General features: G+C 51.8%; 17 protein-coding genes and 1 pseudogene. 9 read left to right on the top strand and 9 right to left on the bottom strand.

The window, feature by feature from the left end; translation table 11 throughout:
- Positions 1 to 71 precede the first annotated feature (71 nt).
- Positions 72 to 1,001 carry a bile acid:sodium symporter gene (locus J3R75_RS10430; RefSeq protein WP_307261463.1) on the bottom strand — a complete coding sequence of 310 codons (930 nt, stop codon included), beginning with the start codon at positions 999 to 1,001 and terminating at the stop codon, positions 72 to 74.
- A gap of 335 nt (positions 1,002 to 1,336) precedes the next feature.
- Here J3R75_RS10430 and J3R75_RS10425 point away from each other — a divergent pair, with 335 nt between their 5' ends.
- Together J3R75_RS10425 and J3R75_RS10420 are read left to right on the top strand one after the other, a co-directional pair.
- A complete protein-coding gene (locus J3R75_RS10425; protein ID WP_307261462.1) occupies positions 1,337 to 3,565 on the top strand; it encodes a heavy metal translocating P-type ATPase in 2,229 nt (742 codons plus the stop codon).
- A gap of 93 nt (positions 3,566 to 3,658) precedes the next feature.
- Positions 3,659 to 4,192: a lipocalin family protein gene (locus tag J3R75_RS10420; protein ID WP_307261461.1), complete on the top strand. Its 534-nt coding sequence runs from the start codon at positions 3,659 to 3,661 to the stop codon at positions 4,190 to 4,192.
- 213 nt (positions 4,193 to 4,405) lie between these two features.
- Here J3R75_RS10420 and J3R75_RS10415 read toward each other — a convergent pair whose 3' ends face one another.
- A complete protein-coding gene (locus tag J3R75_RS10415; protein WP_307261460.1) occupies positions 4,406 to 5,716 on the bottom strand; it encodes an ankyrin repeat domain-containing protein in 1,311 nt (436 codons plus the stop codon).
- 950 nt (positions 5,717 to 6,666) lie between these two features.
- Positions 6,667 to 6,972: a hypothetical protein gene (locus J3R75_RS10410; RefSeq protein WP_307261459.1), complete on the bottom strand. Its 306-nt coding sequence runs from the start codon at positions 6,970 to 6,972 to the stop codon at positions 6,667 to 6,669.
- Between the two features lie 454 nt (positions 6,973 to 7,426).
- Here J3R75_RS10410 and J3R75_RS10405 point away from each other — a divergent pair, with 454 nt between their 5' ends.
- The 3 genes from J3R75_RS10405 to J3R75_RS10395 all read left to right on the top strand — a co-directional run bounded on the left by J3R75_RS10405 (position 7,427) and on the right by J3R75_RS10395 (position 10,987).
- A complete protein-coding gene (locus J3R75_RS10405) occupies positions 7,427 to 8,212 on the top strand; it encodes a PIG-L deacetylase family protein (RefSeq protein WP_307261458.1) in 786 nt (261 codons plus the stop codon).
- Between the two features lie 22 nt (positions 8,213 to 8,234).
- The gene (locus J3R75_RS10400) at positions 8,235 to 9,224 is read left to right on the top strand and encodes a GNAT family N-acetyltransferase (RefSeq protein WP_307261457.1); all 990 of its coding nucleotides are present in this window, start codon (positions 8,235 to 8,237) and stop codon (positions 9,222 to 9,224) included.
- Positions 9,225 to 9,640: 416 nt separating this feature from the next.
- The gene (locus J3R75_RS10395; protein WP_307260932.1) at positions 9,641 to 10,987 is read left to right on the top strand and encodes an IS4 family transposase; all 1,347 of its coding nucleotides are present in this window, start codon (positions 9,641 to 9,643) and stop codon (positions 10,985 to 10,987) included.
- Positions 10,988 to 11,210: 223 nt separating this feature from the next.
- Here the strand turns inward: J3R75_RS10395 and J3R75_RS10390 are convergent, their stop codons facing one another.
- From J3R75_RS10390 to J3R75_RS19860, 4 genes and pseudogenes are all read right to left on the bottom strand, one after another.
- The gene (locus tag J3R75_RS10390; RefSeq protein ID WP_307261456.1) at positions 11,211 to 11,651 is read right to left on the bottom strand and encodes a hypothetical protein; all 441 of its coding nucleotides are present in this window, start codon (positions 11,649 to 11,651) and stop codon (positions 11,211 to 11,213) included.
- A 54-nt stretch (positions 11,652 to 11,705) separates the two neighbouring features.
- On the bottom strand, positions 11,706 to 12,224 hold the full coding sequence (locus J3R75_RS10385) for a hypothetical protein (RefSeq protein WP_307261455.1): 519 nt from the start codon (positions 12,222 to 12,224) through the stop codon (positions 11,706 to 11,708).
- A gap of 134 nt (positions 12,225 to 12,358) precedes the next feature.
- Positions 12,359 to 12,610 carry a hypothetical protein gene (locus J3R75_RS10380; protein ID WP_307259863.1) on the bottom strand — a complete coding sequence of 84 codons (252 nt, stop codon included), beginning with the start codon at positions 12,608 to 12,610 and terminating at the stop codon, positions 12,359 to 12,361.
- 109 nt (positions 12,611 to 12,719) lie between these two features.
- Positions 12,720 to 12,905 (bottom strand): annotated as a pseudogene (locus tag J3R75_RS19860) (DUF6788 family protein); the annotation flags it as partial.
- Between the two features lie 485 nt (positions 12,906 to 13,390).
- Here J3R75_RS19860 and J3R75_RS10375 point away from each other — a divergent pair.
- The 4 genes from J3R75_RS10375 to J3R75_RS10360 are packed head-to-tail and all read left to right on the top strand — an operon-like array spanning position 13,391 to position 23,763.
- Positions 13,391 to 16,729, top strand: coding sequence for a helicase-related protein (locus J3R75_RS10375; protein ID WP_307261454.1), 3,339 nt, complete (start codon positions 13,391 to 13,393; stop codon positions 16,727 to 16,729).
- The gene (locus J3R75_RS10370; protein WP_307261453.1) at positions 16,722 to 20,036 is read left to right on the top strand and encodes an Eco57I restriction-modification methylase domain-containing protein; all 3,315 of its coding nucleotides are present in this window, start codon (positions 16,722 to 16,724) and stop codon (positions 20,034 to 20,036) included. Before J3R75_RS10375 ends, J3R75_RS10370 begins: the two co-directional genes overlap by 8 nt.
- 12 nt (positions 20,037 to 20,048) lie before the next feature.
- A complete protein-coding gene (locus J3R75_RS10365) occupies positions 20,049 to 22,037 on the top strand; it encodes an AlbA family DNA-binding domain-containing protein (protein ID WP_307261452.1) in 1,989 nt (662 codons plus the stop codon).
- A 19-nt stretch (positions 22,038 to 22,056) separates the two neighbouring features.
- On the top strand, positions 22,057 to 23,763 hold the full coding sequence (locus tag J3R75_RS10360) for an SNF2-related protein (RefSeq protein WP_307261451.1): 1,707 nt from the start codon (positions 22,057 to 22,059) through the stop codon (positions 23,761 to 23,763).
- Here the strand turns inward: J3R75_RS10360 and J3R75_RS10355 are convergent.
- Both J3R75_RS10355 and J3R75_RS10350 read right to left on the bottom strand, forming a co-directional pair.
- Complete coding sequence (locus J3R75_RS10355) at positions 23,727 to 25,475, bottom strand: IS1634 family transposase (protein ID WP_307261450.1); 1,749 nt, start codon at positions 25,473 to 25,475, stop codon at positions 23,727 to 23,729. The two genes, J3R75_RS10360 and J3R75_RS10355, sit on opposite strands and share 37 nt — an antisense overlap.
- Positions 25,468 to 25,797, bottom strand: a complete 330-nt coding sequence (locus tag J3R75_RS10350) for a DUF6788 family protein (RefSeq protein WP_307261449.1) — start codon at positions 25,795 to 25,797, stop codon at positions 25,468 to 25,470. Before J3R75_RS10350 ends, J3R75_RS10355 begins: the two co-directional genes overlap by 8 nt.
- Between the last annotated feature and the right edge of the window lie 43 nt (positions 25,798 to 25,840).

The raw sequence follows: 25,840 nt of genomic DNA, 5'->3' as shown, positions 1-25,840 counted from the left end.
ACACGACGCCCGAGATGGGATAGGGAGGGCGCGGGAGGGGAAGGGGCAATGCCCCTTCCCCTCCCGCAAAACTAGCTTTTGCCTATCGCGCCCATGCGGGCGGCGAGCATGGAATCGACGATCATCTGCACGAAATAGAACACCAGGCACGGCACGACTGCCAGTCCCTCGCCGACGCCGAGAATTGCGAGCGTCGCGAGGGTAATAGTCACCGTCTTGGACGCGCCGGTAAAGATCATCGCCTTGCAGTCCGCCAACGGAAAACGCATGGCCCTGCCCCCGAACCACATCAGCGCCATCAGCACGGCATGCAACACGAGACTGCCCAAACCCGACAAAGCCAGCATGCCCAAAGGATACGACCGCAACACCCCCTGCGACCCCGAGAAAAAATTCAGCAGCAGCAACAGCACGCACAACGACGGCACGTATCCCAACCACGAGGGCGGCCGCAGCCGAAAAACCCGTTGAAAAATGAAACCCGCAAAAAATGGCTGCACCACCAAGGCCAGCAGATTGAAAAACATCGTCGCCGGCTGCGTCGATACCGCCGTGTCGCCAGACAAACACCAGGTCAGCATCAACGGCAGCGTCACTACCCCCAACAGGTTGTAACCGATGGTCAGCGACAGCGACAACAAGACATTGCCGCCAGCATTGGCCGTCATGACGATGCCGCTGGACAAAGTCGGTGGCACCGCACTCATCACAATCAGCCCGATCGCCGGCAGCTCAGAAATGCGCAACACCCGCGTCAAACCCACCGCCAGCCACGGCGCCACACCAAGCGTCAAGACCGCCCCCGCCACGAAAATCAGGCCCATGCGGTGGTCGTAGCGCAGATTGTCCACGTCCGTCTGCCAACCGCAGACCAGGAAGATCGCCACGATGAGCAAGTTGTTCAGACCCATGCCCTTCATCATCACGCCCGGCGCCGGATACAAAAACGACAGCGCGATGACGATCAGCATCCCCACTGGCAAAAATAGTTTCTTCATCATCGGCTATTCCGTTTCCGTTCACCGCTACAAAAATACGCCAAAGTGCCAAATATACCCCCTGAACTGGCGCCAACGCGCGAACTCCACTAATTTGACGGGTCTAATAAACAAAAGATCAGACCGATCAGACTGATCAAATAGTCGGATCGGTCCGATCCGTCCGATCCGTCCGCGATAACAGAAAGACGACCAAACCGATCAGACCGCGTAGGGGCGGACCTATGTGTCCGCCCCCAGCCCAGATTCGGCCCGCAGGGCCGCACCATGCTCCCCCCTTGAATCAGCGCCCGGAGGGCGCCACATCCACACACTCTGCACAATCTGGGAGATACCCTATGCCCACCCACAAACTCAGTTTTACCATCGGCGGCATGCACTGCGCCGGCTGCGCCGCCAGCATCGAACGGGCCGTAAAAAAGCTGCCCGGTGCCAGCGATGTCTACGTGAATTTCGCGGCCAAGACCCTCAGCCTGCAGGCGGAGGACGGCGTGCTCGGCCCCGACGACATTTGCGCAGCAGTGCAAAAATGCGGCTTCAGCGCCGTCTATCACGATTCACAGCATGAGGCCGCAGCCAGCGCGGCCGGCTTGGACGCCACAGCGGCCGAGGACGCCGGTGGCTTTCGCCGTTTTGTGGTCGCGGCGCTCTTTGCGGCCCTGCTGTCCTACGTCGCCATGCACGCCATGTTCGGGCTGCCCTTTTGGTCGCTGACGCACGGCCAGTCGCGACTGCTGCAGATCCTGCTGCTCCTGCCCGTGCTGATCGCCGGCCGCGAGTTCTATCGCAATGGCCTGCCGGCCTTACTGCGCGGCGCGCCAAATATGGACACGCTGATCGCCATCGGCACCGCCGCCGCCATCATCTACAGTCTCCTGCCACTGCACGGCCACGACGACGGCCACCACCTCTATTTCGAAACCGCCGGTATGATCATCGCCTTCGTCCTCCTCGGGCGCTTCCTCGAAGGCCGCTCCCGCCAACGCGCCTCCGGCGCCATCCGCGAACTCATGAATCTGCGCCCGGAAACCGCCCGGGTCATCCGCGACGGCCAGGAACAGCAGTTGCCCATCGCCGACCTCGCCATTGATGACCATATCCGCGTCCTCCCCGGCGAAAAAATCCCCGCCGACGGCGTCATCGTCGACGGCAGCAGCACCATCGACGAATCCATGCTCAGCGGCGAAAGTCTGCCAGTGGAAAAATTCCCAGGCGACCGCGTCACTGGCGCCACCATCAACCAGCACGGCGCTCTCGTCTTCAAGGCCACGCAGGTGGGCGACAACACCACGCTCGCGCACATCATCCGCCTGGTCGCCGACGCCCAGGGCACCCGGCCGCCCATCGCCCGCCTGGCCGACGCCGTGGCCGGCTATTTCGTATGGATTGTCCTGGCCATCGCCGCCGCCAGCTTTGTCGCCTGGAGTATCGCCGGCGTCGGCAGCGACCAGGCCCTGCGCTTCGCCCTAGCGGTGCTGGTCATCGCCTGCCCCTGCGCCCTCGGCCTGGCGACACCCATCGCCCTCATTGTTGGTATCGGCCGCGGCGCCACCCTCGGTATTCTCATCCGCAACGGCAAGGCCCTGGAAGCCGCCGGCAAAGTCCGTACGGTCATTTTTGATAAAACGGGCACCCTCACCCTCGGTCAGCCCGAAGTCGCCCACGTCATGCTCGCACCCGACAGCACGTTCACCAGCGACGACATCCTCGCCATTGCCGCCGCCGCCGAAGCGCAGTCCGAACACCCGCTGGCCAAGGCAATCTGCCGCGAAGCCCAACGCCGCAAGGTCGCCACTGCCCACGTCAGCGATTTCCAGGCCCTGCCCGGCCTGGGCCTGCGCTGCCAACACGACGGCCATGAGCTCATACTGGGCACAGAACGCCTCATGCGCGAACAGCAAATCACCCTCGACGACTGGCTCAACCGCGATTTCCCGGCCATGTCACTCATCTACCTGGCTATGGACCGTCGCTGTCTGGCCGTCATCGGCATCGCCGACCGCATCAAGCCCGAAGCACAAGCCGCCATTGCCCAGCTGCACAGCATGGGCCTCAAGACCATCATGCTCACCGGCGACCGCCGCGAAAGCGCCGATATCATCGCCAGAGGCCTCGCTATCGACCGCGTCGAACCCGAACTCCTCCCCGGCGACAAAGCCAGCATCATCCGCGCCATCCAGGCCGAAGCGCCCGGCCGCCTGGTCGCCATGGTCGGCGACGGTATCAACGACGCGCCCGCACTCGCCCAAGCCGACGTCGGCATCGCCATCGGCAGCGGCACCGACGTCGCCATGGCCTCGGCGGACATCGTCCTCATGCGCAACAACCTCCATCACGTCGCCGCAGCCATCGCCCTCAGCCGAGCCACCCTGCGCATCATCCGCGAAAATCTCTTTTGGGCGCTGGGCTACAACGTCGTGGGCATACCACTGGCTGCGGGTGTATTTTACGCGTTTGGCGGCCCGGCGCTCAACCCCATCTTCGGCGCCATGGCCATGGCCTTCAGCTCCGTCGCCGTCGTCACCAACGCCCTGCGCCTAAAACGCTTCTCACCCGCACAGAACTGATCCGACCATAGCAGAAACGCAATCCCCCCATAGAAACACCCATGCATTCGCCCACCAAGGCCCACCACCACCATCACGTCCCCCGGAGGCACCATGACCACCCACCGCGCACAGTTCCCCGCCCTGCTCTCGCTGGTCCTGCTCACGTCATGCGCAACCAAGGCGCCAACGACGACGGAACCGCCCATACCCGCCGTCACCGGCTTCGTCCTCGAACGCTACCTCGGCCAATGGTACGAAATCGCCCGCATGCCGCACTGGTTCGAGCGAGACATGGACTACGTCCGCGCCGAGTACAGCCGCCGACCCGACGGCCGCATCCGCGTCGTCAACAGCGGCACCAAAAACGGCAAAGAAAAAAGCGCCACCGCTGTCGCCAAATTCAAAGGCGATCCCAGCGTCGGTGAGCTCCGGGTGTCCTTCTTCCGCCCCTTCTATGGCGACTACCGCATCCTCGCCCTCGACCAAGACTACACCCAAGTCATCGTCGGCAGCTCCGGCAAAGATTTCCTCTGGATCCTCGCCCGCACCCCCACCATCCCCCAAGAAGACCTCGACCGCCATCTCGCACAAATCAAAGCATGGGGATACGACACCACCAAACTCGAATACCCAAGGCAAAAATGACCCCCAGCCGGCCAATGCTCCCGACCCGCGCAACACCGCACTTAGAATTTGGCGAATACAAATGTGCGTGGACTATAGTGGACCCCAAAATTGGACAGTGATGAATGTCTTCTACACGTATTGCCCGGTCCAATTTTTGGGGTCCACTATGACTCACAGGATTTATGTTACAGCCCATGATTGAGAAAAGCGTGAAATGTGCTGCATGAGCACTTACGATGCTGTGACAGTCATGAAGTAATCTATTAGTTCAGGTGAATTATTCACTTTGTCGAGCGACTCTGCTGGAATACGCCCGTATAGATCAGCAAGATTTGGATTGGCTCCTGCTTCGATAAGCATTTTTAAAGCAGGAAGATTATTTTCCTTGATAGCAGTGATAATGGGAGTCCTATTGCATCTGATGGCAAAATCTAAATCTGCCTTTGCTTCAATCAGCATTTTTAAGATGTCCAGATCATTGTTCCGGATAGCACAGGCTACATTGGTGTCATCACACTCCATATAGGAAGTTCCTGAGGTTGGATTTGCCCCAGCTGCAAGTAAAAGTCGCACTGCTTTGGCGTTACGTAATTCAACCGCTGAATACAAAATTGAACCTGCATCAGTGTTTTTTTCCCATTCCATGCCTAGATTGGGATCTGCGCCTGCCTTAAGTAGTATTTCAAGGATTTCAACATTGCTTACACCCGATAAAACAGCTGGATCACGAACAAGATATTTGTTCAGAGCGGAAAGATCCCAAAGGCATTCTTTCATGTTGTTCAGAAGAGTCTTGAATCCTTCAGACTCAACATCGCATTTTCGCAACCGAAATTCTTTTTCAAAGATCTTGGCCTCTTCTTCAGTAAAATCCTTCTCTTTAGGATATGTAAAACTATTCTCAAGCTGTCTAAGCCATTCAAACTTCTTCTGGCAATGACAACCGCTCCAGACTCGTGCATGATGGTATGTTTCCTCAGAAATAACATTATCGGAAACTATCCTTGATAAGACTTCTATGCTTTCATTTGGCAGGCAGTTCAGGAATATTTCGTTCTTCTTGTCTCTTGTAACAGGTTGCCAAATGGCTCCTGCATCTAAAAGCGGCTGGATTGGCAATCCTTCCCGCTGAGCCATTGCAATCAGGGAGATTCCTTCGTTGTTTTTTGCATTGATATCTGCACCGTAAGACAGTAATAATTCTACCATTTCCGTATTTTTACGATGATACATCAGCACTGTATTGCCGTCATTGTCACACTGATTGGTATTCGCACCATGTTCGAGAAGCAAACTGTAGAGAATTGAATGCCAATAAACCATCATGGGCGTCCTTCCGAAATCATCACGGACGTTGGCCAGGTGCGGCTTGGCTAACAGCATTTCCTTCAAGTCTGAGAGAGACAGCATTCCACAGGCTATCTGAATATGCAATGGAAGAGAATTTCTGCGCTTGTGGAAATAATGCAGAAACTTCTCACCTATTTCTATCAGGCACTCTGTATATTCTTGAGCTGTGATCCATTGGGAATTAGTGGACATTGACGATCTTTCCTAAATTCAAAAAATGGCTGTGCAATATGTTGGAATATAACACAAATCCTGACCACTATACTTGGTGTGGACATCGGTCAAGGCCTTCTACGCGTATAGCCCTCCCCAATTCTTTGGGAAACCACTATACCATGTTAATCGCCACATGAACCCATTTTCCCATTTCGGGTACATACCGTAGGCCCAAAAAATTGGACAGTGGCTAACTGTCTTCTTCATGTACAGCCCTGTCCAATTATTGGGGTCCAATATACTTGTTCCACCTGGAATAATACGGGACCGAAAATTGGCAACAAATAGCTTATAGTGGGGGCTGCTTTCCGGGGGCTGTCCTCAGACCTTGGATTAGCCCGAGGCCAGCAATGCCTGCGCCGATCACAATGCCAACGAGCGTGGATATATGCGACCACTGACCAGCGAGCAGGTAAAAGACTGCTCCAATCCCGATGCCAATAACCAATGACAAGACCAGCGCTAGAACAAGAAACTGCGGCCACCGCACTACAGCCTTGCCGTTCCTCTCACCTACTATCACTATTTTCATGTGTTCCTCGATTCATCCATTCATCAACCGTGTCTTGGTTAGGTCTTGGACTCGAATTGAAATTGCGCTTATCATCTGACAACCATTAGCGGTGGCCCAGCCCGTTACCCTCTCCGCCAACTCGATCAATCCCGCACGCCTTGGCGCCACGTAGCCCGCTAGCGGCGGCTTGAAGTCCCAACCGATGAGCTTGCCACGCGGCATGATGCGCCAGCAGACGTACGGGCCACAGCGCGGCACACGAGGTCTGATTTTGGCCGATCCACCAAGTCGTAATCTACGCCCCACTGGGAAAACATACCGTGGATCGTATCAAAGGCAATCGTCTGTTTATTCAGGAGCAGTCTTGTGGCCTGCGTATGCGCCTTCCGGAACCTGTTACCCAGGTGCAGGGTCACGTCAGTAAACTGCCTGAGCACCACCGCCGGGTCGCCACGACATAATGCGAGTCGCTTATGGGAGAGAAGTAGCCCGGCTCCATCGCGTGCTGCCGTAAGTCGCTGATCAGCTCGAACTCGCCGGCCAGGACCATGCCGGACATAGCGTATAGGATGCGTTGGTGCGGCGTCTCCTTCGCGCTTGGCTCGCCAAGCGCCTTTGTCAGCCCGCAGCCGTCGGCAATTCCGCAGGCGACGGCATAGCGATCGTCGCCGGACGCCACAATGACTCCCGGGCTGGACAGCGCTTGATGTCTCTTCACTTATGGCCTTGTCCAATTTTCGGGGTCCACTATACATTTCCACGGCGAGGTACTAATACCGATGGTGCATGAACAGAACGCTTCCGCGGCGACGCGCCGTTATTCCTCCTTCCGCATACACCGGAATTCCCAGACGCGACGGCCTGTCCCAAAAATAGTGTTCTCTGTTCAGATTCAAATCGTTGCCGGGACAATACTCGTCGTAGGCTTGTTCTGGTAGTTTGTTTTTCATATATTTGATTGCATTTTAAATATTTTAAGCAAGTACAGCTCTTTTTTTAATATCAAAAAAATGTATAATAATAGCGAAGTCAAGGAAATTAATCTTTAAAATGGAGTTTTTTCGATGATTTTTTTCGGGGGTAGCAACTTTTCGAAACTAAATCTTTACTGAAAATGAAGACGTACACGTTTCAGAAAAACGGTATCGAACGCACCAAAAGAGTTTTGACGCATGAAAAAAACGGGGCGAATTGAAATGATGCAAAAAAAAATCAAAGTGATGGCGATTGGAGCGCATTCCGATGAATGTCATTTCGGATGCGGCGGCGCTTTGCGGCTGCTGGTCGAGGCGGACTGCGAATGTATGATGTTGCATGTGGCCTGTCACAACCATGTTCGGACGCCGGAGGAATTGGAGGTCTTCGATGCCGACATCGACCACTCGGCGGAGCTTCTCGGATGCCGTCACCTCATCATCGGCGGCCGGGAAAGCAGCCTGTACGAGGGGGACCGCCACGACCGGTCTCTCATCATGGAACAGCTTGAGGCATTTCAGCCGGATCTGGTCTTTCTGATGTGGCCGCGGGACAGTCACCCCGAACACCGGCGAGTGGCGCAAACCACCTACGACGCCATTCTTAATTCCTTCTGGGACAATAAACTGCACAGTATCCGCGAAATTTACGCTTATGAGGCCGGACCGAGTCAGAGCATGCTGTATTTCCATCCGGATCTTTACATCGACATTTCTTCCGTTTTCGGGAAACTGGAAGAAGCCTTGACCGTTTGCATCGCAGGAGAGAAGGGCGCCGAGTTGGCTCAATCCAAGGCCGACTGCGTCCGCTTCCGCGGCGGTTGCGCCGGATTGCGATACGCGGAAGGGTTTAAGGTCGTTAAATTTCCCGAAGGAACTGGACTCGACGCCAGCGATCTGCTTCTGCGGCATCTGCTGGCAAATCAATTCCGCTGGGCCGGAGCCTCTCCGTGGCCGTACGGCAACACATATTTCCAAAATTGAGACAACTATGGATCTGTAACAAATGGAATTGTTAAAAACATATGACGCTCCGGATAAGTCTCGGGTACGGATCTGGCGCTGGATCGCGCCGGACACGGAGGATGAAATGCGGCTTGCCCGGTATCTGACAGCGTCGCTGGGCTTCGACAGCTATCGCAAATATGTCAACGATCAGGCCTACTGGCGGCTTTATTACCGCGAGGCGCTGGCCGGACACAACGCACCGGAAGTGATTGACCACCTCTATCTGGCCGAGGTGGACGGCGTGTTCGTCGCCCGGGTGTGGTTTGCCTACGGAATTCGTTCGGGACGCGGTAACTTCGGCAACGTCTACACGGAACAGGAATTCCGGCGCCGCGGACTCATGAATGAGCTGTTGAAACCGTGTGCCCGCGATTTTCAAGATTCCCCGGCCCGGATGCTCTGCTGTGCCAGCGGCGATAAATTTGCTGTGCAAAGTTATCTCAAATACGGCTTTAAACTGATTTATGGCGGGGAAGTCGGTCCGCTGTGTCTCTGCAAAAATGACTTCTTCGCCGAAGCGGAGGCCGCGTTTGCGGATTTGAGCGGGCTGTCCGTTCGTCCCGGTAGGCTGGCCGACCAGTTCGAGTGTGACAAATTTCTGAAATACATTCCCGCGATGCTTCACAATCCGCGCGCACACCGGATCGGCCCGGCGGCAAAAATCAGTGAATATAGGATCGCATTTCAGGAAGTGCTGTCTGGAAACGGTGTTGTCAATGTTGTGGAAACACCGCGCGGCGATGTCGCGGGGTATGCATTTGCTTTGACCGACGGCAGTCAATGCTTCATGGACTTTACCGTGCATTGCGATGCCTTGGAGGGGGCGTCGGACCTGCTGCGCCGGACGGCGGACGAGTTCGCCGCGCGGTTCGGCACACGGCCGATGCTCTATGTCAGCGCCGCCGACTCGGAACGCGCCGCCGCGGTGCGTTCGGCTGGTTTCTTTGCCCTCTGTGCGGCGCCTGACGAATTGGTCATCTACCAATGAAGGAGTTTTTTCAAACGGCTCGGCGCGGACCGAAGTTTGAGTTTTTGGCAGTCCGGAGAAAATCAAAAGATTTTCTCCGCGGTTCTTCCCGGCGGACAAAACAACGGCGAACCGCCCCAAATCAGGCGGCGGTTCGATAGATGAAGTTAGAAAAAACAGGAAAAGTTCAGTAAAGGAGGTTCGGAAAGAATGATGAAACACGAACAACAAACCGAGCGGCTCGAAAAAATGTCGAATTTTTTCGGGGGTAGCAACTTTTCGAAACTAAATCTTTACGAATCAGGGAAGAGAAAAGGACTTATGAGAGAAAAGCATCACAATTTTACACAGCCGTCCCACAACTTGATGGTGGCTTCGTAAAAAAAAGGATTCACGGCATCTTAATGGTAGCCTAGTAAGCAACCATAGGAGGTACCATGAATCCACTAAAAAGTACTGTGTCAGTCCTCGCGCAGATTGCAAGCTGGATACCTGACCGGATTATCGACAACCTCGCCAAAAAGTACAAAATCCAGACACGGGCCTTCAGCGCCACCAGCCATGTAATGGCTATGCTTTACGCGCATCTGGCGCATTCATTAAGTCTGAACGACATCTGTGACAGCCTCCACAACCATGCCGGCCCCCTTGCTCAGATACGCAACTGCACGCCTCCGAGCAGGAACGGTCTCTCTCACGCCAACAAGACCCGCAATGCGGATATGGCCGAAGAACTGTTCTGGAAGGTATATGAGTCACTGTCAACCCGTTACCCCGAGTTCCTGACCTCCAGCCGCAATTATCCCGGTTTGCCCTACCGCTTCCGGACAAGAACCATTCGCGCCGTTGATTCAACCACCATCAAACTGACGGCATTTAATATGGGCTGGGCCCAGCACCGACGCCAGAAAGCGGCCGCCAAGATGCACACGGCGCTGAACATGCGCTCGTTCCTGCCGAACTTCGTCCTCGTCAAAAGTGCAAAGGATTCTGACCCGAAAAGCGCCTGGGAACTGTGCGCCGACATGAAGGCCGGAGAGGTCGTGGTATTCGACAAGGCCTATGTTGATTTTAAGCATCTTAAGGTCCTTGACACGCGCGGCGTCTCCTGGGTGACGCGGGCCAAGGAAAACATGCTCTATGAAGTTATGGGACAGCATGCGACTGGGAAACCGGAGGCGTCTGATCCCGTCAAACATGCGTCCGCCTCCTCAGAACCCGAGACAGATACGGCTGAAGTTATGGGACAGCAAGCGCCCGGCAAGCGCCGCTATGTCCGCAAGAAATGCAAGGTGTTGTCAGATGAGCGCATCAGGCTGATAGGGGTGCAGACCAAGGACAATTACCCCGATGACCTGCGGCTGGTCACGGCAGAGGTCGAGGTGAAGGGGAAGATGGTGGTGATGACGTTTATTACCAACAACTTCGAGTGGTCGCCGTTTTCCGTGTGCCAGCTCTATCAATGCCGTTGGGGTGTGGAGGTGTTTTTCAAGGAAATCAAACAGACGCTGCAGTTGGCCGATTTCCTTGGATATAACGAAAATGCCGTCCGCTGGCAAGTCTGGACAGCGCTGCTTGCCTATCTCCTGCTACGGTTCGTCGCTTGGTACAACAAGTGGAAGCGCCAGTTCAGTCGGCTCTTTACCTTGTTGCGTGCCGTGCTCTGGAATTACTTCAGTTTGCCCAGTATCATCGAGTGCTGCGACACGAAGCGGGAGCGGCGCCATATTATCCGGGGAAGTCCGGAAAAAGCGTATCAGCTGTATTTTGAAGGGATGGTATAGTCTCCTGGCTAAACTTTTCCACACACAAAGAAGGTGTCATGAAAAATCAGGCGGCCTCGTGCTCGCATGTGCCCAAAAAACAGGTAATTTCAGTGACTATGGGACGGCTGTGAAAGAGAAAAATACATTCCATGGCGTGCCCCATTATGTTTGTGCGACCTTTCTTTGCGGAATCTGATCGCGTTCAGCATAATGGGGTGCAATTCCCAAAAGTGGGTAGCGCCTATGCAGCCAGGCCATTGAGTAAATCGGCGTAGAACATGCTCCAGTTGTTGGTTTTAAGCTGACACCTCAGGTGGAGTGCCGCCTCTGCGTTCTCCAGCTTCCAGAACGTGCCCGCACCTTTGATTCTCAGGTTCACGATTCTGCGCACGGCGCTTTCAATCGCTCCAGAGCCTATCGGCTGTTTCTCTCTGCTGAGCCTGGCATAGTCGATTGCCGACATGTTGGTCTTGAAATACGCATATTCCCGCCTGATGACCGCGTTGCCACGCCGCCGTGATTTCGCCAGTTCAGCCAGGAACACTGCGGGAGGAGCCTTCTTGAGCAGTTTTTTCATGTTGTCGAGCCACGCGCGCTTCTCGATCAGGCTTGCAAACGTCTTAGCCTCCGCGACGCGTGCAAGATGCTCGACCGCGTGGTAGTAGTCAAGGCAGGTTGACACGCGCGCTCTGTCGATGCCGACTTCTTCGATAATCTGGTCGATCCTGTTCCATATTCATTTTGCGCCGTCGCCCAGGAACGTGATTGACTTTGCGTCCTGCGCGCCCATCGCCCTGAGCTCCGCCACCAGCAGCCGAGTGATGTCCTCCGGGCCGCCGATGGTGCCGTCGCAGCGTTCAAGTCCCTTGCGCATTTTCCGGCCCTCGGCGTCCAGTTCGTAGATGATGAACAGCTTCGGTTCACGCCAGTCGGCGACATAGGTATGATAGCCCTTGGCGGTCTTGCGCCCGCGCTTGTTCGTTCGTATGAGGACGCGCCCCCCGTCCATGGCGACCGCGAGTCTTTTTCCATCGGCCTCGTTGCTCACACGAAGACAAGCGAGCCGTCGTTCCCTCGCTTTCAGGGAAGCATGACCGACAGCCCGGCTGATCGTGCCGACGCGCTTGGCCGAAATGTCCCGGCCCCGTAAGCGCAACGCATTGGACGCCTCTTCGTAGGAGTCTCGCAGCCCTTCCAGCGTGACATCCTCGCACAAAGCAGGCGAAGCGCCGGCAAGGACGCCTAACAAAAGCAAAGCGGGAAACCTGCCTGTGCCCGCCACGCCGCGTCTACCCGTGCCGCGCTTGCGCCCGCGACGCTTCTCTTTTACGGGCAGATAGTAGGCCCCGGTAATCGAGGTATACTTCCCATGCTTGAGCTGAATGCTGGTCAGCCTTTGCCCGTGGTACCGGAGTTTTTTTTAGCGGGCCTTTCTATTCGGACGTCTCCCACCGTCTTTTGCAGCACCTCCGCCACGATGTCGTCCATCGCCTGTCCCAACAGGCGATCCGGTGTGTTTTCCGCTTCCTTGAAGGTCTTCGCCGACGGGCTCCGGTTGAATGTTTTCAGCGCCTGGACGATCTCGGCTTTGCGTTCGAGAAGCTTTTTTTCCACCAGGGCGTTCAGTTCTTCGTCCGTCATTCCCATTTTCCTTGATCTCCTTGATGTTGAGTTCAGTCAGTTCCTCGATGATTGACCATGCGCGCTCATACATGGCCACGGCACGCGCAAACGCTTTTTCCTCGGACGGCTTCACATACTGGATCTTGTTTTTCGAACCAGCTGAAGACCGCGACAGGTAGCAGAACGGATGCTGCTTGCCTTTCACGCATTCGCATTGTGCGCGCCCGCACTTGCGCGTCGTATGGACAATAGATCCGCGCACCAGACCACACAGCTTCACCAGTTCCTTTGCCAAATCGCGTTGTTTTTCCATCGCCATCGTCGTAACTCCTTGAATATATGCGGTTTAGCATACCATACAACGACAACAAAAAAAAGCAAGTCGAGTACTTGCAAAAAAAATGGGGGGGGGTAGTGTTTACCCCATCGCGCAATGACCCACTTTTGGGAATTGCACCCGCATAATGTGGCACTTTTTTTTGATTTGTCTCGCGCGTGCGCGCATTATGCGCGCGCACGAGGGCTTTTCGGATGACCTCTACATAGACTTTTACAACCAACGCCGCCTGCATGAGGCCCTCGGCTACCAGACGCCGGACGAGTGGCACACTTCCGCCCCCTGCGGGGCGGACTTCAATTTAGGGCTGCTCAGCCGCTCTCCTGCGGAGATGTGGCCTGCGGCTTCGCAGCCAAATGCCTGCGTGAATCCATGAGCCCACTGATAATTCGTTCGTTTTTGTCCTTGACTTGGGGTCCACTTCAAACCTCATCTGCCTCTACCGAGAAGGATCGGTCAAAATGACAAGCAAGTTGTTACACTGGAAGCATAAAGACAATCCTCAGAATGAAATGGGGACATTGCTGGGCAACGAAATTCCCCAGTGCCGACAGGTAGACATTCTGACCGGCTATTTCTTTTTCGATGGCATTCAGAACATTCAAGAAGCTCTGGAGCAAAACAAGGAAATCAAACTTCGCATTCTGGTTGGTATGGATGCCGGATTGGATGTCAAATCGCTGGCATACATGATTTATGAACAGGAGCACCGGAATCTTTCCTCATTGCCGTACGGCGAGACTTATAGGAAAAAACTCGAAGAAGTTTTGAAGCATTGGAGCCAGGAACAGATAACCGAATCGCAAGAAAAACTCCTGCGCAATTATTCCGAGATGATTGAAGATGGGCGTCTGGAAATTAGGAAAACGGTATTGCCGAACCATTCGAAGTTATATATTTTCCATCACAACGACAATACTTGTTCTTATACCGGCGGCAGCAGTAATTTTTCCTATTCCGGACTGCTGGGACGGCAGGAATTCAATATTCAGGTAATGACTGAAAACGCAGATGAAATCTGTGGTCTATTCGATGAACTGTGGACGGTTGCCCAGCCCATTTCTCATTTCACCGAGCATGGAAAAACTTCGGAAAATCCTCCCCCCGATTCACCGATTGTGGAAATTCTCAAAGAGAAAACTCCATTTTCGCCAATATCGCCGTTCGATGCATACATGAAGGTCATGCGGGAATTTTTGAAACTCAACCGGTCCGACGAACATTTGGATAATCGGATACGGGGAATGCTTAGAGATATCAAATATCTTGAACTCCAGTATCAGATCGATGCGGTTTCCCGCGCCAAGAAAATTCTGGACACCAACGGAGGCGTTATCATTGCCGACGTGGTCGGGCTGGGAAAAACCGTAGTTGCCTCACTGCTGGCACGCCTCAGTGACGGGCCGGGCGTTGTGCTTGCGCCTCCGAACCTGATTGACGGTTCGAAAGGCTGGAACAGTTATCTGGATAAATTCAATTTGCGCCCGGCAGGGTGGAGCGCCCATTCGGTTTATGCCACTGATTTGTCCGAACTCCCGGATGTGAAGAACGCCTGGACCGTTATTATTGACGAAGCGCACAACTTGCGAAATGAAAAGACTACCCTGTACCAGAAATTGCGTCCGCTGCTTCATGGTAAACGGGTGATCTGTTTATCCGCAACCCCTTTTAACAATCGTCCGCAAGATCTTATTTCCCTGATACAACTTTTCGGCAACGATTGTATCGCCGGGGAATCCAAGCATGATTTCATCGGCAAACTCGACACGCTGGCCAAAGAATACAAAGGACTGCTTGACGAGCGGAAAAGCGTTAGAAATAATCCGGAAAAACTGAAAGACGTTTCCGCCCGGTTACAGTCCTTGGCGCAAGCCATTAAGGCATTGATTTATCCTTTGACGATTCGCCGGAACCGCCTCGACCTGCTGCAAAATGAAGTGTATAAACAGGAAGTCGGCGACAAGATTCCGGAACAGAAGCCCCCCTTGGAACAGCTTTTTCAATTGACGCGTTTGCAGGCATCGTTTTATGATGCGATCCTGACCCGATATTTTGCGGGGAATGCCCCGGAGTTCAAAGGCGCGATGTATCATCCACAAACCTATGTTGCAACCCATGATGACCGAAATGCCCAGCAGCAACAGAACCTTTATTCCATGATCTGCCGCTTTATGGTTTCCCGCTGGGAAAGCTCTCCTCGCGCTTTCCGGAAAACGTTGGACAATCTCTCCGGTTCGCTGCAAAATCACATCCGCGTTTTCAAGGATTACGGTGTTTTTGTTCGCGGACTTGATGATGTGGACGAAGATGCCGGAGAGGCCGACCTTTCGCAAACGGAGGTTAGCGGCCAGTCTTTTGACTTAGTGCTGGAACAGATTCGCAAGGATAAAAAGTTGAAACTGATTTATGCCCGCGATGAACAGTTCCGGGCCTTAAAACAATCTCTGCCGGATCGGCAAATCATCGCCATGGATGATACGGTAGCGAGAAATTTTTTGTCGGCAATGGAAGCCGATCTTGATGTCCTGGCGAAAATTGCCAAGGAGTTTGACGATGCGGGATTGAACGATCCAGCGCATGACGCCAAACTGCAAAAACTCGGCGAAGTCGTAAGAGATATTCTGGACGGAAAAATCGGAGAAGACTCGCAGCAGCAAGGCAATCCGCGCAAACTGATTGTCTTTTCCTATTTCGCCGACACCGCCGCCTATGTCCGGGATTTTCTCGAAGGTCACTTCTCCGGAAAAGTTCTTTATGCCGACGGCAGCTTGCAGGAGAATGAGCGCCAAGAAATAGAAAGTTATTTCATGGCATCCGGGAAAAAAGCGAAATCCCCCGCTAAAATGATTCTGGTCTGTACCGATGTCCTTTCCGAAGGGATCAATTTAAATCAGGCCGGCGTGGTGGTCAATTACGATATTTCCTATAACCCGGTGCGCATTATCCAGCGGATCGGGCGGATCAACCGGATTGACTGCAAAGTTTTCGACCGGATTTATTCGGTAAACTTCTTCCCGACCCTGATTGGCGAAGAAATCAGTAATCTCCGTTCCATTGCCGGCACCAAGATGCAAATGATTCATGCCATCCTCGGGGAAGACGCCTGTATTTTGAATACTGACGAGTCTCCGGAAAAATTCCTCGGTTCGATAAACGATCTGGATGCGCTCGAAAAACAGATGACCAGTGATGAAACAAGGATCGACGGCATGTTCCGCCAGGGATTGGCGGCGTATTCCCCGGATAAGCGGAAGCAAGATGAATTCTGCGCCTACCTCGATTCCCTGGGACTTCGTTTTACGAAAATGCTTGGAACGCAAAATAGCCTTTATATCTTTTCCGCCAACTCGGCGGCAATGTTCGTGAAGAAGATTGACGCGGTGGAAAATTCCGAATGCCCGGCGCTGCCGGTTTCCTGCCTTGCCGCCTTTGATGGGATTCGCTGTCGGCCGCAGCAAGAGTCTTTGACGTTCAAATTCGAGGAGGCTGATATTTTCTGGCGGGAATACCAGGCGTATAACCACGGCCTCGCGCATATGGACAAGAACGCAAAACTCAGCAAAAAACAGCAGGAAGCGTTGGAAAAATTCAAAGCGGTTAAAACACAAGTTCCTAAAACCACCGGAAAGATGATTCGCGCCGATTTACAATTCGCGGAAAGATTCCTCGCCTGTAATAACAACATTAATCAGATCAACGATCTGGTTGTCTCCACGCATAGTAAAAATGATAATATGACCTCCGACAACGCGGTGCATCTGATGGTCGTCGGAATTAAAAAGGAGCAGAAAAATGGCTGATGTTATTCAAAATATGATTGCCGGAATGAGCAAAGATACTCTGGGAGCTTTTTGCCGAACCAAGTCTGGTGACTTTGCCCTATCCCGTACCTCTCGGATTACCGCGCACAATGAAGCCTTGTTTCCACCCGTTTTTCAAGCGCGCTTTGCGTCCGTCGACATCATCGGATTCTTCAAAAATCTGGAAATATTCGTTTTCTTGATCCATTTGAAGAATGGCTCTGTTCTTTCCGAACGCAGTTGCCGTCGCTTGCAGTTTGATTTTGCCAGAAGAGTTTTGAGTGCCGCGCATAACACCCAATACAGCATCTTTACTGAATGGCTGGGTGATGACGCTCCGGCAAACATCGACAAAGCGCTCTTTGTCTTTACCGATACCGACGGCAGTTTCCGTTTCAGCCTGGTCGAAAATCTTGACCGCAATGCGGAAACGCCGAAAGTGTTCCGCCGCCAGACCTTCTTTGTGGATCAAGAGCAATCCAATAATACGTTCAAAAAACGGATGGATTTGTATCGTACCTGGAGCAGTTTCAACGAGCTGAAAGAAGTCTTTTCGGTGGAAAAACTCAGTGATGAGTTTTTTACCGAATACAAAAACATCTACCAAGATTTCGTTGAGTATGCTACTGGGAAGCGCATGGTTCAACAAGGGAAGAAATGGGTTGAAACCACTGTTCATTCTCCGCGAACGGAAGTAATGGCTCAATTCGAACAAATTGGTGATGCAGAAAAAGCTTTTCGCGACTATGTGAAGAAAATGATGGGCCGCTTGGTATTTTTGCAGTTTCTCCAGAAGAAAGGCTGGCTTGGCGTGCCAGAAGGCCGGGAATGGGGCATCGGCGACAAGGAATATCTCAGGAAGCTTTTTAAATCGAAACCGGAAACGATTCAAAATGATTTTCTCGATACCGTTCTGGAGCGGTTATTCTTCCAATCCTTGAATACAGACAGAACTGCCTCCAACGATATTGCAGACGAGTTGCTTTCCATCCAAAATGGACAAAGAGTCCGCATCCCGTATCTGAATGGCGGTCTTTTTGAAAATGATGTATTAGATCAAACACAAGTTCAATTTCCTAAAGGATTTTTTGAAAAGCTTTTTGATACTTTTGAGAGATTCAATTTTACCATTGACGAGAACGACCCGAACGATGCGGAAATCGGCGTTGACCCGGAAATGCTGGGACGCATTTTTGAAAACTTGTTGGAAGACAACAAAGATAAGGGTGCGTTCTATACTCCTAAGGAAATCGTTCAGTATATGTGCCGAGAATCTTTGATAGCCTATCTCGGAGATACTCTGGCAGTTCGTAAACTGGTGACCGACTTTGATGATTCGGATATTGCCGATTCGGATAAAGAAACCCTTATTGCCAAACTGAGAACCGTGAAGATCTGCGATCCGGCTATTGGATCAGGTGCATTTCCGATGGGAATGTTGCATAATGTATTGAATTGCCGAAAACAACTTGAAGGTATCGACGATACGCCCGCCGAAATTGTTCGTTTGAAAAGTGAAATCATTCAGAACAACATCTATGGAGTCGATATCGAAGCCGGCGCGGTGGATATTGCTCGTCTTCGTTTCTGGCTCTCTATTGTTGTCGATGAAATTCAGCCTATTCCGCTTCCCAACCTTGATTATAAAATCATGCAAGGAAATAGTTTGCTGGAATCTTATAATGGAGTCGAACTTGCGCTTGATCTCGCTCCGGCAAAAAAGCCAAAATGTAGCAACGCGAATCCTCCGGTCGTTGACGACCAGATGTGCCTCACTTGGGATGACGAAGCTGCGGCAATTGAAAATATAAAAGATGCAATACATGCTTTTTTCTCTCCCCGTGCGGATGTCGATAAAAATACTTTGCGTACGCGAATTGATGCCGCGGTAAAGGAATATATCAAAACAAAATGCGGAAATGTTCCGGCAATAAATCTTGCCGTTGATAACATGAACCTAAACAATAAATCGTTTTTCCTTTGGCATCTTTATTTCGCCGATGTATTTGCCTCTGGTGGATTCGATATTGTCATCGGAAATCCGCCATACAATGAGTTGAGGGATCTCTCTTCGGAAATGCAGGAATCGTATAAGAATTCAAAATATTTTGAACATGCCAAAGAAGGCAGAGTTAACCTGTTCCAGTTTTTCTATCCTCTAGCCATTGATATTGCTAAAATTGGTTCTGTTATTTGCATGATTACACAAAACTCACTTCTTGCAGAAGGTAGTGCGCTGGGGAACCGAAAATATATTATTTCTTCTTGTGATATTATTCGGATTGATTCGTTTCCCGAACGCGATAATGTCCAAAAAAGAGTTTTTGAAAGTGCAAAGATGAGTGTCTGCATTGGATTATTTCGCCGTAATAACAAATCGGATTTTTCAAGATCTTTTGCTATTCATACATGGAAGGACAGATTTTTCTCATTTAAATCGGATTTATTTATTTCAAAGCAGGAGATAAAGCAAATATTTCCGGAAGAATTGATTTTTCCAATATCTTCAAAAGAAAAATTCGATCTAGTAAAAAAAATGAGGAATATTAGAAATAAACATTGTATCGGTTGCTCCGCAGGAGAAATCGATATGAAAAAATACAAAAATGAATTTACGGCAGATTCCCAAAATAACTTTCGAGTTGTCACTGGCGCGCAGGTTCAAAAATATTATATCACTGATTCACCTTCGCAGGGTGGTGTATTTTATCTGTCAAAACGCGTACTATCGGAACTTTCGACAGCTAGACAGACAGTTATATCGCAAGAAAGAATTGCAATGCAAAGAATTACGGGTGTAGATTCAAGAATCCGTTTAATTGCTACAATTGTTCCTCCCAGAGTTTATCTGGCTAACTCCACAAATTATATATTACCAGACAACATCCTTTCCATGCAATATATTCTTGCCGTAATGAATTCTAAATTACTGAATTTTTATTTAAAACAAACCAGTACCAATACGAATGTAACAGCAAAGGTAATAACACAATTTCCTATTCCGATTCCAAGCAAAACAACTGAAAATCATATCATTTCAATAGTAAAAACTGTATTGACGAAGAAAAAAGTTGCTCCTAATTTTGACACGCATGAACTGGAGGTTGAAGTTGATCAGCTAATTTATCAACTTTATAATTTGACTTCAGACGAGATCAGTCTGGTTGAAGAATCTCATAAAATAGTGACTTCGTCTCCTCATGAATGCGTTGAACATGACTCAACTCCGCCCAATGTCATGGAACCAAACAATAATTTATGGACGGCAGATGCTAAAACTGTTATTGACGACGATGCGCGAGATTAGGAGGGGTGCGAAATGACTTTTGAAAAAGGGAATAGTTACAAACTGGACTTTGACCGGGTGGAACAGGTTAATGGGAAACTTTTCTTTGCGCTAAAACATGAGGGGAAAACAACGCTACCAGGCAGTGAACCGTTTTATTTCCGGGTGGAAGCTTTGGATTACCAGAAAAACTGGGATCCCGACGATATTCCGGAGCAGTTTTCCTGTTTCGTCTGCGGCTTTATCAAGGATTCCGATGGGCAGGAGACCGCCTTCCCGATTCTGAAACAGGATCTTAACGCAATATTGAGTGACCTTTATGAAATTGGGAAACCTTATTTATTCACTGTATCCGCTCTGCCGGAAGGACGCGATGTTAAAGGACAGCCGATTGAATATCACCTGCTCCGCGACGTGCATGGACTGGAGCATCGTTATTTTTCCGACCGGGAACATGGAATCGGCGACGAACTGGAACTTACGGTCAGCGCGGTAAAGGGGCACTGGTTGGAATTCATCAGCCTTACCGCCCGGGAACTGCAAAAATCCTTTATATCCGGGCAACGCTATTTCTTCGAAATTGTCGCCGAGGAACTTGACCGTCTGGCCAACCGCAGCTTCTTTGCCGTAAAAGACAAAATCCACGGATACATGCATCGCTTCTACTTGAGTCACGCTTCCGACCTTGGCCCCGGCGATGAGATCGAACTTCTGGTCAAAGAGGTTTCCCCCAAAGGGTGGCTGATCCTGATGCCTCCCGGCAGCGAATTCAATGCCGGCGAACTCGCGGCGCTACGAGAAATCAGCCAGGAATCCCCCGGACGGGAAAACGGGCAGCTCGAACTCAAGAGTTCCCTGGTGTTTACGGCGAAGTCCGAGCAGGACATCGACAAGCAGTTGGGTAACGAGCTCATGCAGCAGATCGCGGCCTTCATGAACGCCGGCGGCGGCTGTATCTACATCGGCTATCGCGACAACGGCACGATTTGCGGCATCAACAACGATTTGCCGTTGCTGAACAGCAGCCAGGAAGATGAGTATTCCTATAAAACGAACCTGGACGGGGTGGAATTGAAGATCCGGAACACCGTTGCCAGGAAGCTGGGCGGCTTTGCCAATAGCCTGCTGGATATCCAGTTCCAGAAGACCGGCGACGGTAAAGTGGTATGTCTGGTGATCGTGCCGCCGTCCAGCAAACCAATTTATCTGGAGAAAACCGCCATATACAAGCGTTCCGGTAATATGTGCCAGCAACTGAAAGGCGATGAAATAACCTTTTTCATTATCGACCGGATGAAGCGCGATCTGCCGAAAATCGATCTGGATCCGGATAATATGACGTTGAAGGTGGAGAAGACGGAGAAAATCACGGAAAAAGATAAAGAAGAAGTCAAAGTCTTGCCTGAGCCGGACGCGTCAACGCGTTCCGAGGCCGCGCCCTGGTGCTGTTTTACGTTCTATCGAACCGGCGAAATATCCCGCCAGAAAGACCCGGTCAACGGCGGAGACGTCCTTGCCAACATCCGGCTTACCGCGAATGACAAGAATAAAAAGGCCCGTCTTCTGCTTTGCTATGACAACGGACGTATCAATATCGTCAATCCCGGCGAAGTTTATAAAGAGAAGTTGGCGAAATCGGGTAAAAAATACAGCAACGGCTGGAACGCCAAGGCCAAACTGATTAAGATTCTGCGCTGTTCCGAAAGTGATCTTCTGGTTATTCACAGCGTGAAACCGGATGGAACTGCGATGGCGAAAGCCGTTGCCATTGCCAATTATGCCGTGCATAATCCGCTGTCGATGCAGACCCAGGGTAATGAATTTGTAAAACTCGAGCTGGCGAAAGTGGTTAACCTGGAATGCGTACCGGCGGAATCCGGATCTTATATAAGTCGCATTTTCATCCGGAGCAAGAATGGACATCCCGGCTATCCGGTCCAAAGTAATGACTGTCGGAATGCGATGTCGTTTCTAAAGAAATTGCACCGCAGAACCGAAACGGATTCGGATGCGCGGGATTGAATACGTAAGGTAATATCGCATGGATATGATACTGACCCACAAACACGGGAAACAACTGAAACAGCAGTTTATGGAACTTTGCAATAAGAGTTCCGAGCTGAAGATATTGGTCGGCTTCTTTTATTTTTCCGGTATCCGGGCGTTGTATGACGCGTTGACGGCAAGTCCGCAAATAAAGCTACGCATCCTGGTCGGCATGGAAGTAGAAACCGTATTTAACCGGGTGGTGGAATGCATTCTTGATGAAGCCGACGACTTCGGTCAGTCATACAGTTACTCCGACAATGAAATCCGTGAAAGATATCTGTCCGGTTTGCGCAAGGCGGCGAACGCGCCGGAATTCGACAAGGAAAGTTTTCATAGCAGGATCGGTTACTTTCTGGAAATGCTTCGCGCCGACCGGATCGTCATCCGCAAGACCAGGGCGGAAAATCGGGAAAAGCTTTTCATCTTCGACCTTGCCGGCAATAAGGAATTGATGGCGCATTGCGCCTGGATCACCGGAAGCAGTAATTTTACCATGCCGGGGCTTTCCACTGAAACCGACATTGATGTTAGAATCAATGACTGCGGCTGCGAAGAGGTCAACATGATTTTTGACGAGTTGTGGAGCAATTCCGTCACCTTGACCGAGGATCCTCCAACCAAACAGAAAATTCTCGATCTGTTTGAGAAGGAATCCATGCTGTCCCCGGTTACCCCATTCGAAGCATATATTTTGGCGCTGAAAAATTATTTGGACATCCAAACTCAAGTCAATGTTTCTGAACGCCTGGAAAAACTGTTGGAGCAAAACGGATACAAGAAATACAAATACCAGTTGGATGCCGTCAATCAGGCCTTAACGATTCTTAAAGAATACAACGGCGTCATTATTGCCGACGTCGTGGGGTTGGGAAAATCCGTAATTGCCAGCATGGTCGCCCGTGGAACATACAAACGCGGAATTATCATCGCGCCTCCGGGATTAATCGGAAACGAAAGTAAGGCAAAAGGCGGCTGGCGCGACTACAAGTCGCAATTTAAGCTTGACGGTTGGGAAGTCTTTTCCTGCGGTCTTCTGGAAGCGGCGTTGGACTACGTCAATCGGGATGGTGATATTGATGTGGTGATCATCGACGAAGCGCACCGTTTCAAGAACCAGGACACACAGGACTATGAAACGCTTTGCAATATTTGCCGCGGTCGCCAGGTGATAATGCTGACGGCCACGCCGTTCAACAACCGTCCGGCAGATATTTTCTCCCTGCTGAAATTGTTCATTATTCCGAATCGCTCGAAAATTACCTTGGACAACCATCTGGCAAACCGGTTTGCCCATTATGACCGCATGTTTCGCCTGTTAGGAGATGTTCAGAAACACCACCGTAGCACAGACCCGCAAAAAGTAAAAAAAGCAGAGCAAGCATTCCATCAATTGTCGAAATACTTTACCGGAGTCGCGCCTGACGGGGATATGCCGATAGATCTGCGGCTGATTAAGGAATGGTCTCAAATCTTGGCCCGCGAAATCAGGCATATTCTGGAACCGGTTATCATTCGGAGGAATCGCATTGACCTGCGAAATGATCCTGATTACAAAAATGAGGTCACCGAACTGTCTGACATGATGCCACCGGTAGAGCAATTCTATGATTTAACCCACATTTCTCACTTTTTCATGCACCGAAACCACGCATTTTTCCCTTCTCACGATCGCTCTTTCAGAACTGGTTTGCACGCATAGCCTGGCGTCGTAAACACTTCCATCGTAAGGCCCAATGCTTCCAGGTAGGCGGTGACGTCATCGCTCAAGTCCCGCGCCAGCATTCGCGTTCCTTGCACGAGCATGATCTGTAGCCCTCTGAACTTGGTTGACATTGCGTAGGCCGTTGGCCTTTTGGTTAGTTGCTGGTTGAGTCCCACGAGGGTGCCACCGGTATTTGCCAAGTGATTGCGCATGGAACGCTCGATCAAGCGCCAGATCAGCAGTGATAGAATGAGGATGATTCCGAGCACGTCGATGCGTTCGGCCTTCTTCAAGAACATGTCGTTGACGATAAGCGGGTCTTTCAGGAAGGCAAAGTTGTTTTCCACGCCATATTGTCCCTTGTAGGCAAGGAACAGGCTTTTCGCGTCCATCGCTCCATCTCCTGCCAATGGGATGTTCGTCAACAGGACGAAGCAGCCGGCACGTTCTTCCTCGCGTTTCACTCCCTCCTCTTTTTTTCGGATGGTCGTCTTGAGCGTGTATTTGGGGCGAGTCTGAATGTTTCCGTTCTTCGGTGGACGCCCGCGCTTATTCGCCTCAGTCTGTATGACTTCAACATCCAAGGCATGCATGGGGTCCGATGTTTTGCGCAACGCTTCGGCCGCTTTCTCAGCGTCGGCCTGGCAGAAAAACTCACGTTCCTGCTTCTTGAGCTGCTTCTCCAGATTCTGCCGCGAGGCATTGACAGCTTTCTCCAGGCGCTTCTGCATTCTGCGATCATGCGAGTCGGAATGGACGATGACGGCGCGGTATTTCATCCCGTAAAGAGTGACGTGGCTTTCGGCCACGCGATAGTCGGAACAAGGCCTGCTTACGGGTGACGGCAGCTCGGACAAGGTGCCAAGCTCAACCCATTTCCCCGCGTCGACAGCCTCGCCGACGACCCGGTCGCATTCCCGGTATACGCCTGGAAGACGAGTGACAAAGGGCGTCGACGAAAGAAGCTCCAGGTTGGGCTCGGTGACCAGCGCGGAGTCGGCCACATAGGTGAAGGCGCCCTGGCTAAGTCCATGTTTGGCCATCAGCGAGGAGATTTTCGTCAGCATCTTGTTGTTGTTCGTCTTATCGGAGGCGTTGCCGTCTATGCACCTGCCGAAAATCGGCACGCCACGCTCGACGCAGAGAAGTTCAGCCATCACCTGCTTCAAGTCGGGGTTGTGGTCCTTGCTGTGACCGTAGGTGACACAGGGGGCTCTGGGCGTTCCGTCGTCGGCAGGCGCATCGTCGCTCTTGTCATAGTTGGCGTATTCGCCCCACACGCTTATGGACGTCGTGTCGAAGCTCAGACGGGAACAGTTGATGTGGAAGGTCTTGCAGGCCGAGATGGCTATCTGCGTCAACATATTCGAGGACCCCGCCGCGAAGATGGCGTCAAGAGCGCGGCCAATGTTGGTATCGGAAAAATTGTGGGCGTCGTGCTTCTCACCAAGCAGCAGTTCACTATCCTGCTCCTCCATGAATGACTCCAAGTGGTAGAGAGGGGAGCGACCGCTGAGGGTGTCCAGCACCATCGCCTGGACAATGGCCCCGGGCCTTACGTCCATCCTGGTGTCCACGAAGCCATTGACGATGTCCTGCAGATGAATCGCGTTGCAGAACGCCGCCACAACCGGAAGATGGTCAACGCCACGCACCTCCATGCTGCGAATGGCGGCAAGAAGCTCCGGGGACAACGTGGTGTCAGCCATTGTTTTTCTCCTGAAGAAGTTGCACGTTGATGGCGCTGATGCGGTCCAAAAGCGTCAGCGCGCGTTTGTATTCATCCACATACTGCACGGCCAGCTCCCGCATCTCCTTGGGGATGTACTTCTGCCGCTGCTTCCCGTTCTCATTGACCACGATGCACATGACCGGACCATGCTTCCGCCCCTGGTGGCATTTGCAGTTCGCCCGTGAACAGACGGTGTACCGCTCAACGATGGAACCATGGACCACGTGTGGAAGGCGGGCAAGTTCCGCCAATAGGGCGGAGCGTTCAGCAAGCAGTTGTTGGTGAGTGGCGTTTGACATGCCTATAATGTCGTATATAATATGCGACATGCAAGTGGGCAAA

It is taken from the genome of Oligosphaera ethanolica, assembly GCF_030814695.1.
Lineage (GTDB): Bacteria > Verrucomicrobiota > Lentisphaeria > Oligosphaerales > Oligosphaeraceae > Oligosphaera > Oligosphaera ethanolica.
Note: the sequence above shows the minus strand (reverse complement) of the source record. Positions and strands in the feature narration are given on the sequence as shown.

What these genes read in the sequence shown, in the direction of transcription:
- J3R75_RS10430 (WP_307261463.1), bottom strand. Translation starts at nt 1,001, where the DNA reads ATGATGAAGAAACTATTTTTGCCAGTGGGGATGCTGATCGTCATCGCG.
- J3R75_RS10425 (WP_307261462.1), top strand. Translation starts at nt 1,337, where the DNA reads ATGCCCACCCACAAACTCAGTTTTACCATCGGCGGCATGCACTGCGCC.
- J3R75_RS10420 (WP_307261461.1), top strand. Translation starts at nt 3,659, where the DNA reads ATGACCACCCACCGCGCACAGTTCCCCGCCCTGCTCTCGCTGGTCCTG.
- J3R75_RS10415 (WP_307261460.1), bottom strand. Translation starts at nt 5,716, where the DNA reads ATGTCCACTAATTCCCAATGGATCACAGCTCAAGAATATACAGAGTGC.
- J3R75_RS10405 (WP_307261458.1), top strand. Translation starts at nt 7,427, where the DNA reads ATGAAAAAAACGGGGCGAATTGAAATGATGCAAAAAAAAATCAAAGTG.
- J3R75_RS10400 (WP_307261457.1), top strand. Translation starts at nt 8,235, where the DNA reads ATGGAATTGTTAAAAACATATGACGCTCCGGATAAGTCTCGGGTACGG.
- J3R75_RS10395 (WP_307260932.1), top strand. Translation starts at nt 9,641, where the DNA reads ATGAATCCACTAAAAAGTACTGTGTCAGTCCTCGCGCAGATTGCAAGC.
- J3R75_RS10380 (WP_307259863.1), bottom strand. Translation starts at nt 12,610, where the DNA reads ATGACGGACGAAGAACTGAACGCCCTGGTGGAAAAAAAGCTTCTCGAA.
- J3R75_RS10375 (WP_307261454.1), top strand. Translation starts at nt 13,391, where the DNA reads ATGACAAGCAAGTTGTTACACTGGAAGCATAAAGACAATCCTCAGAAT.
- J3R75_RS10370 (WP_307261453.1), top strand. Translation starts at nt 16,722, where the DNA reads ATGGCTGATGTTATTCAAAATATGATTGCCGGAATGAGCAAAGATACT.
- J3R75_RS10365 (WP_307261452.1), top strand. Translation starts at nt 20,049, where the DNA reads ATGACTTTTGAAAAAGGGAATAGTTACAAACTGGACTTTGACCGGGTG.
- J3R75_RS10360 (WP_307261451.1), top strand. Translation starts at nt 22,057, where the DNA reads ATGGATATGATACTGACCCACAAACACGGGAAACAACTGAAACAGCAG.
- J3R75_RS10355 (WP_307261450.1), bottom strand. Translation starts at nt 25,475, where the DNA reads ATGGCTGACACCACGTTGTCCCCGGAGCTTCTTGCCGCCATTCGCAGC.
- J3R75_RS10350 (WP_307261449.1), bottom strand. Translation starts at nt 25,797, where the DNA reads ATGTCAAACGCCACTCACCAACAACTGCTTGCTGAACGCTCCGCCCTA.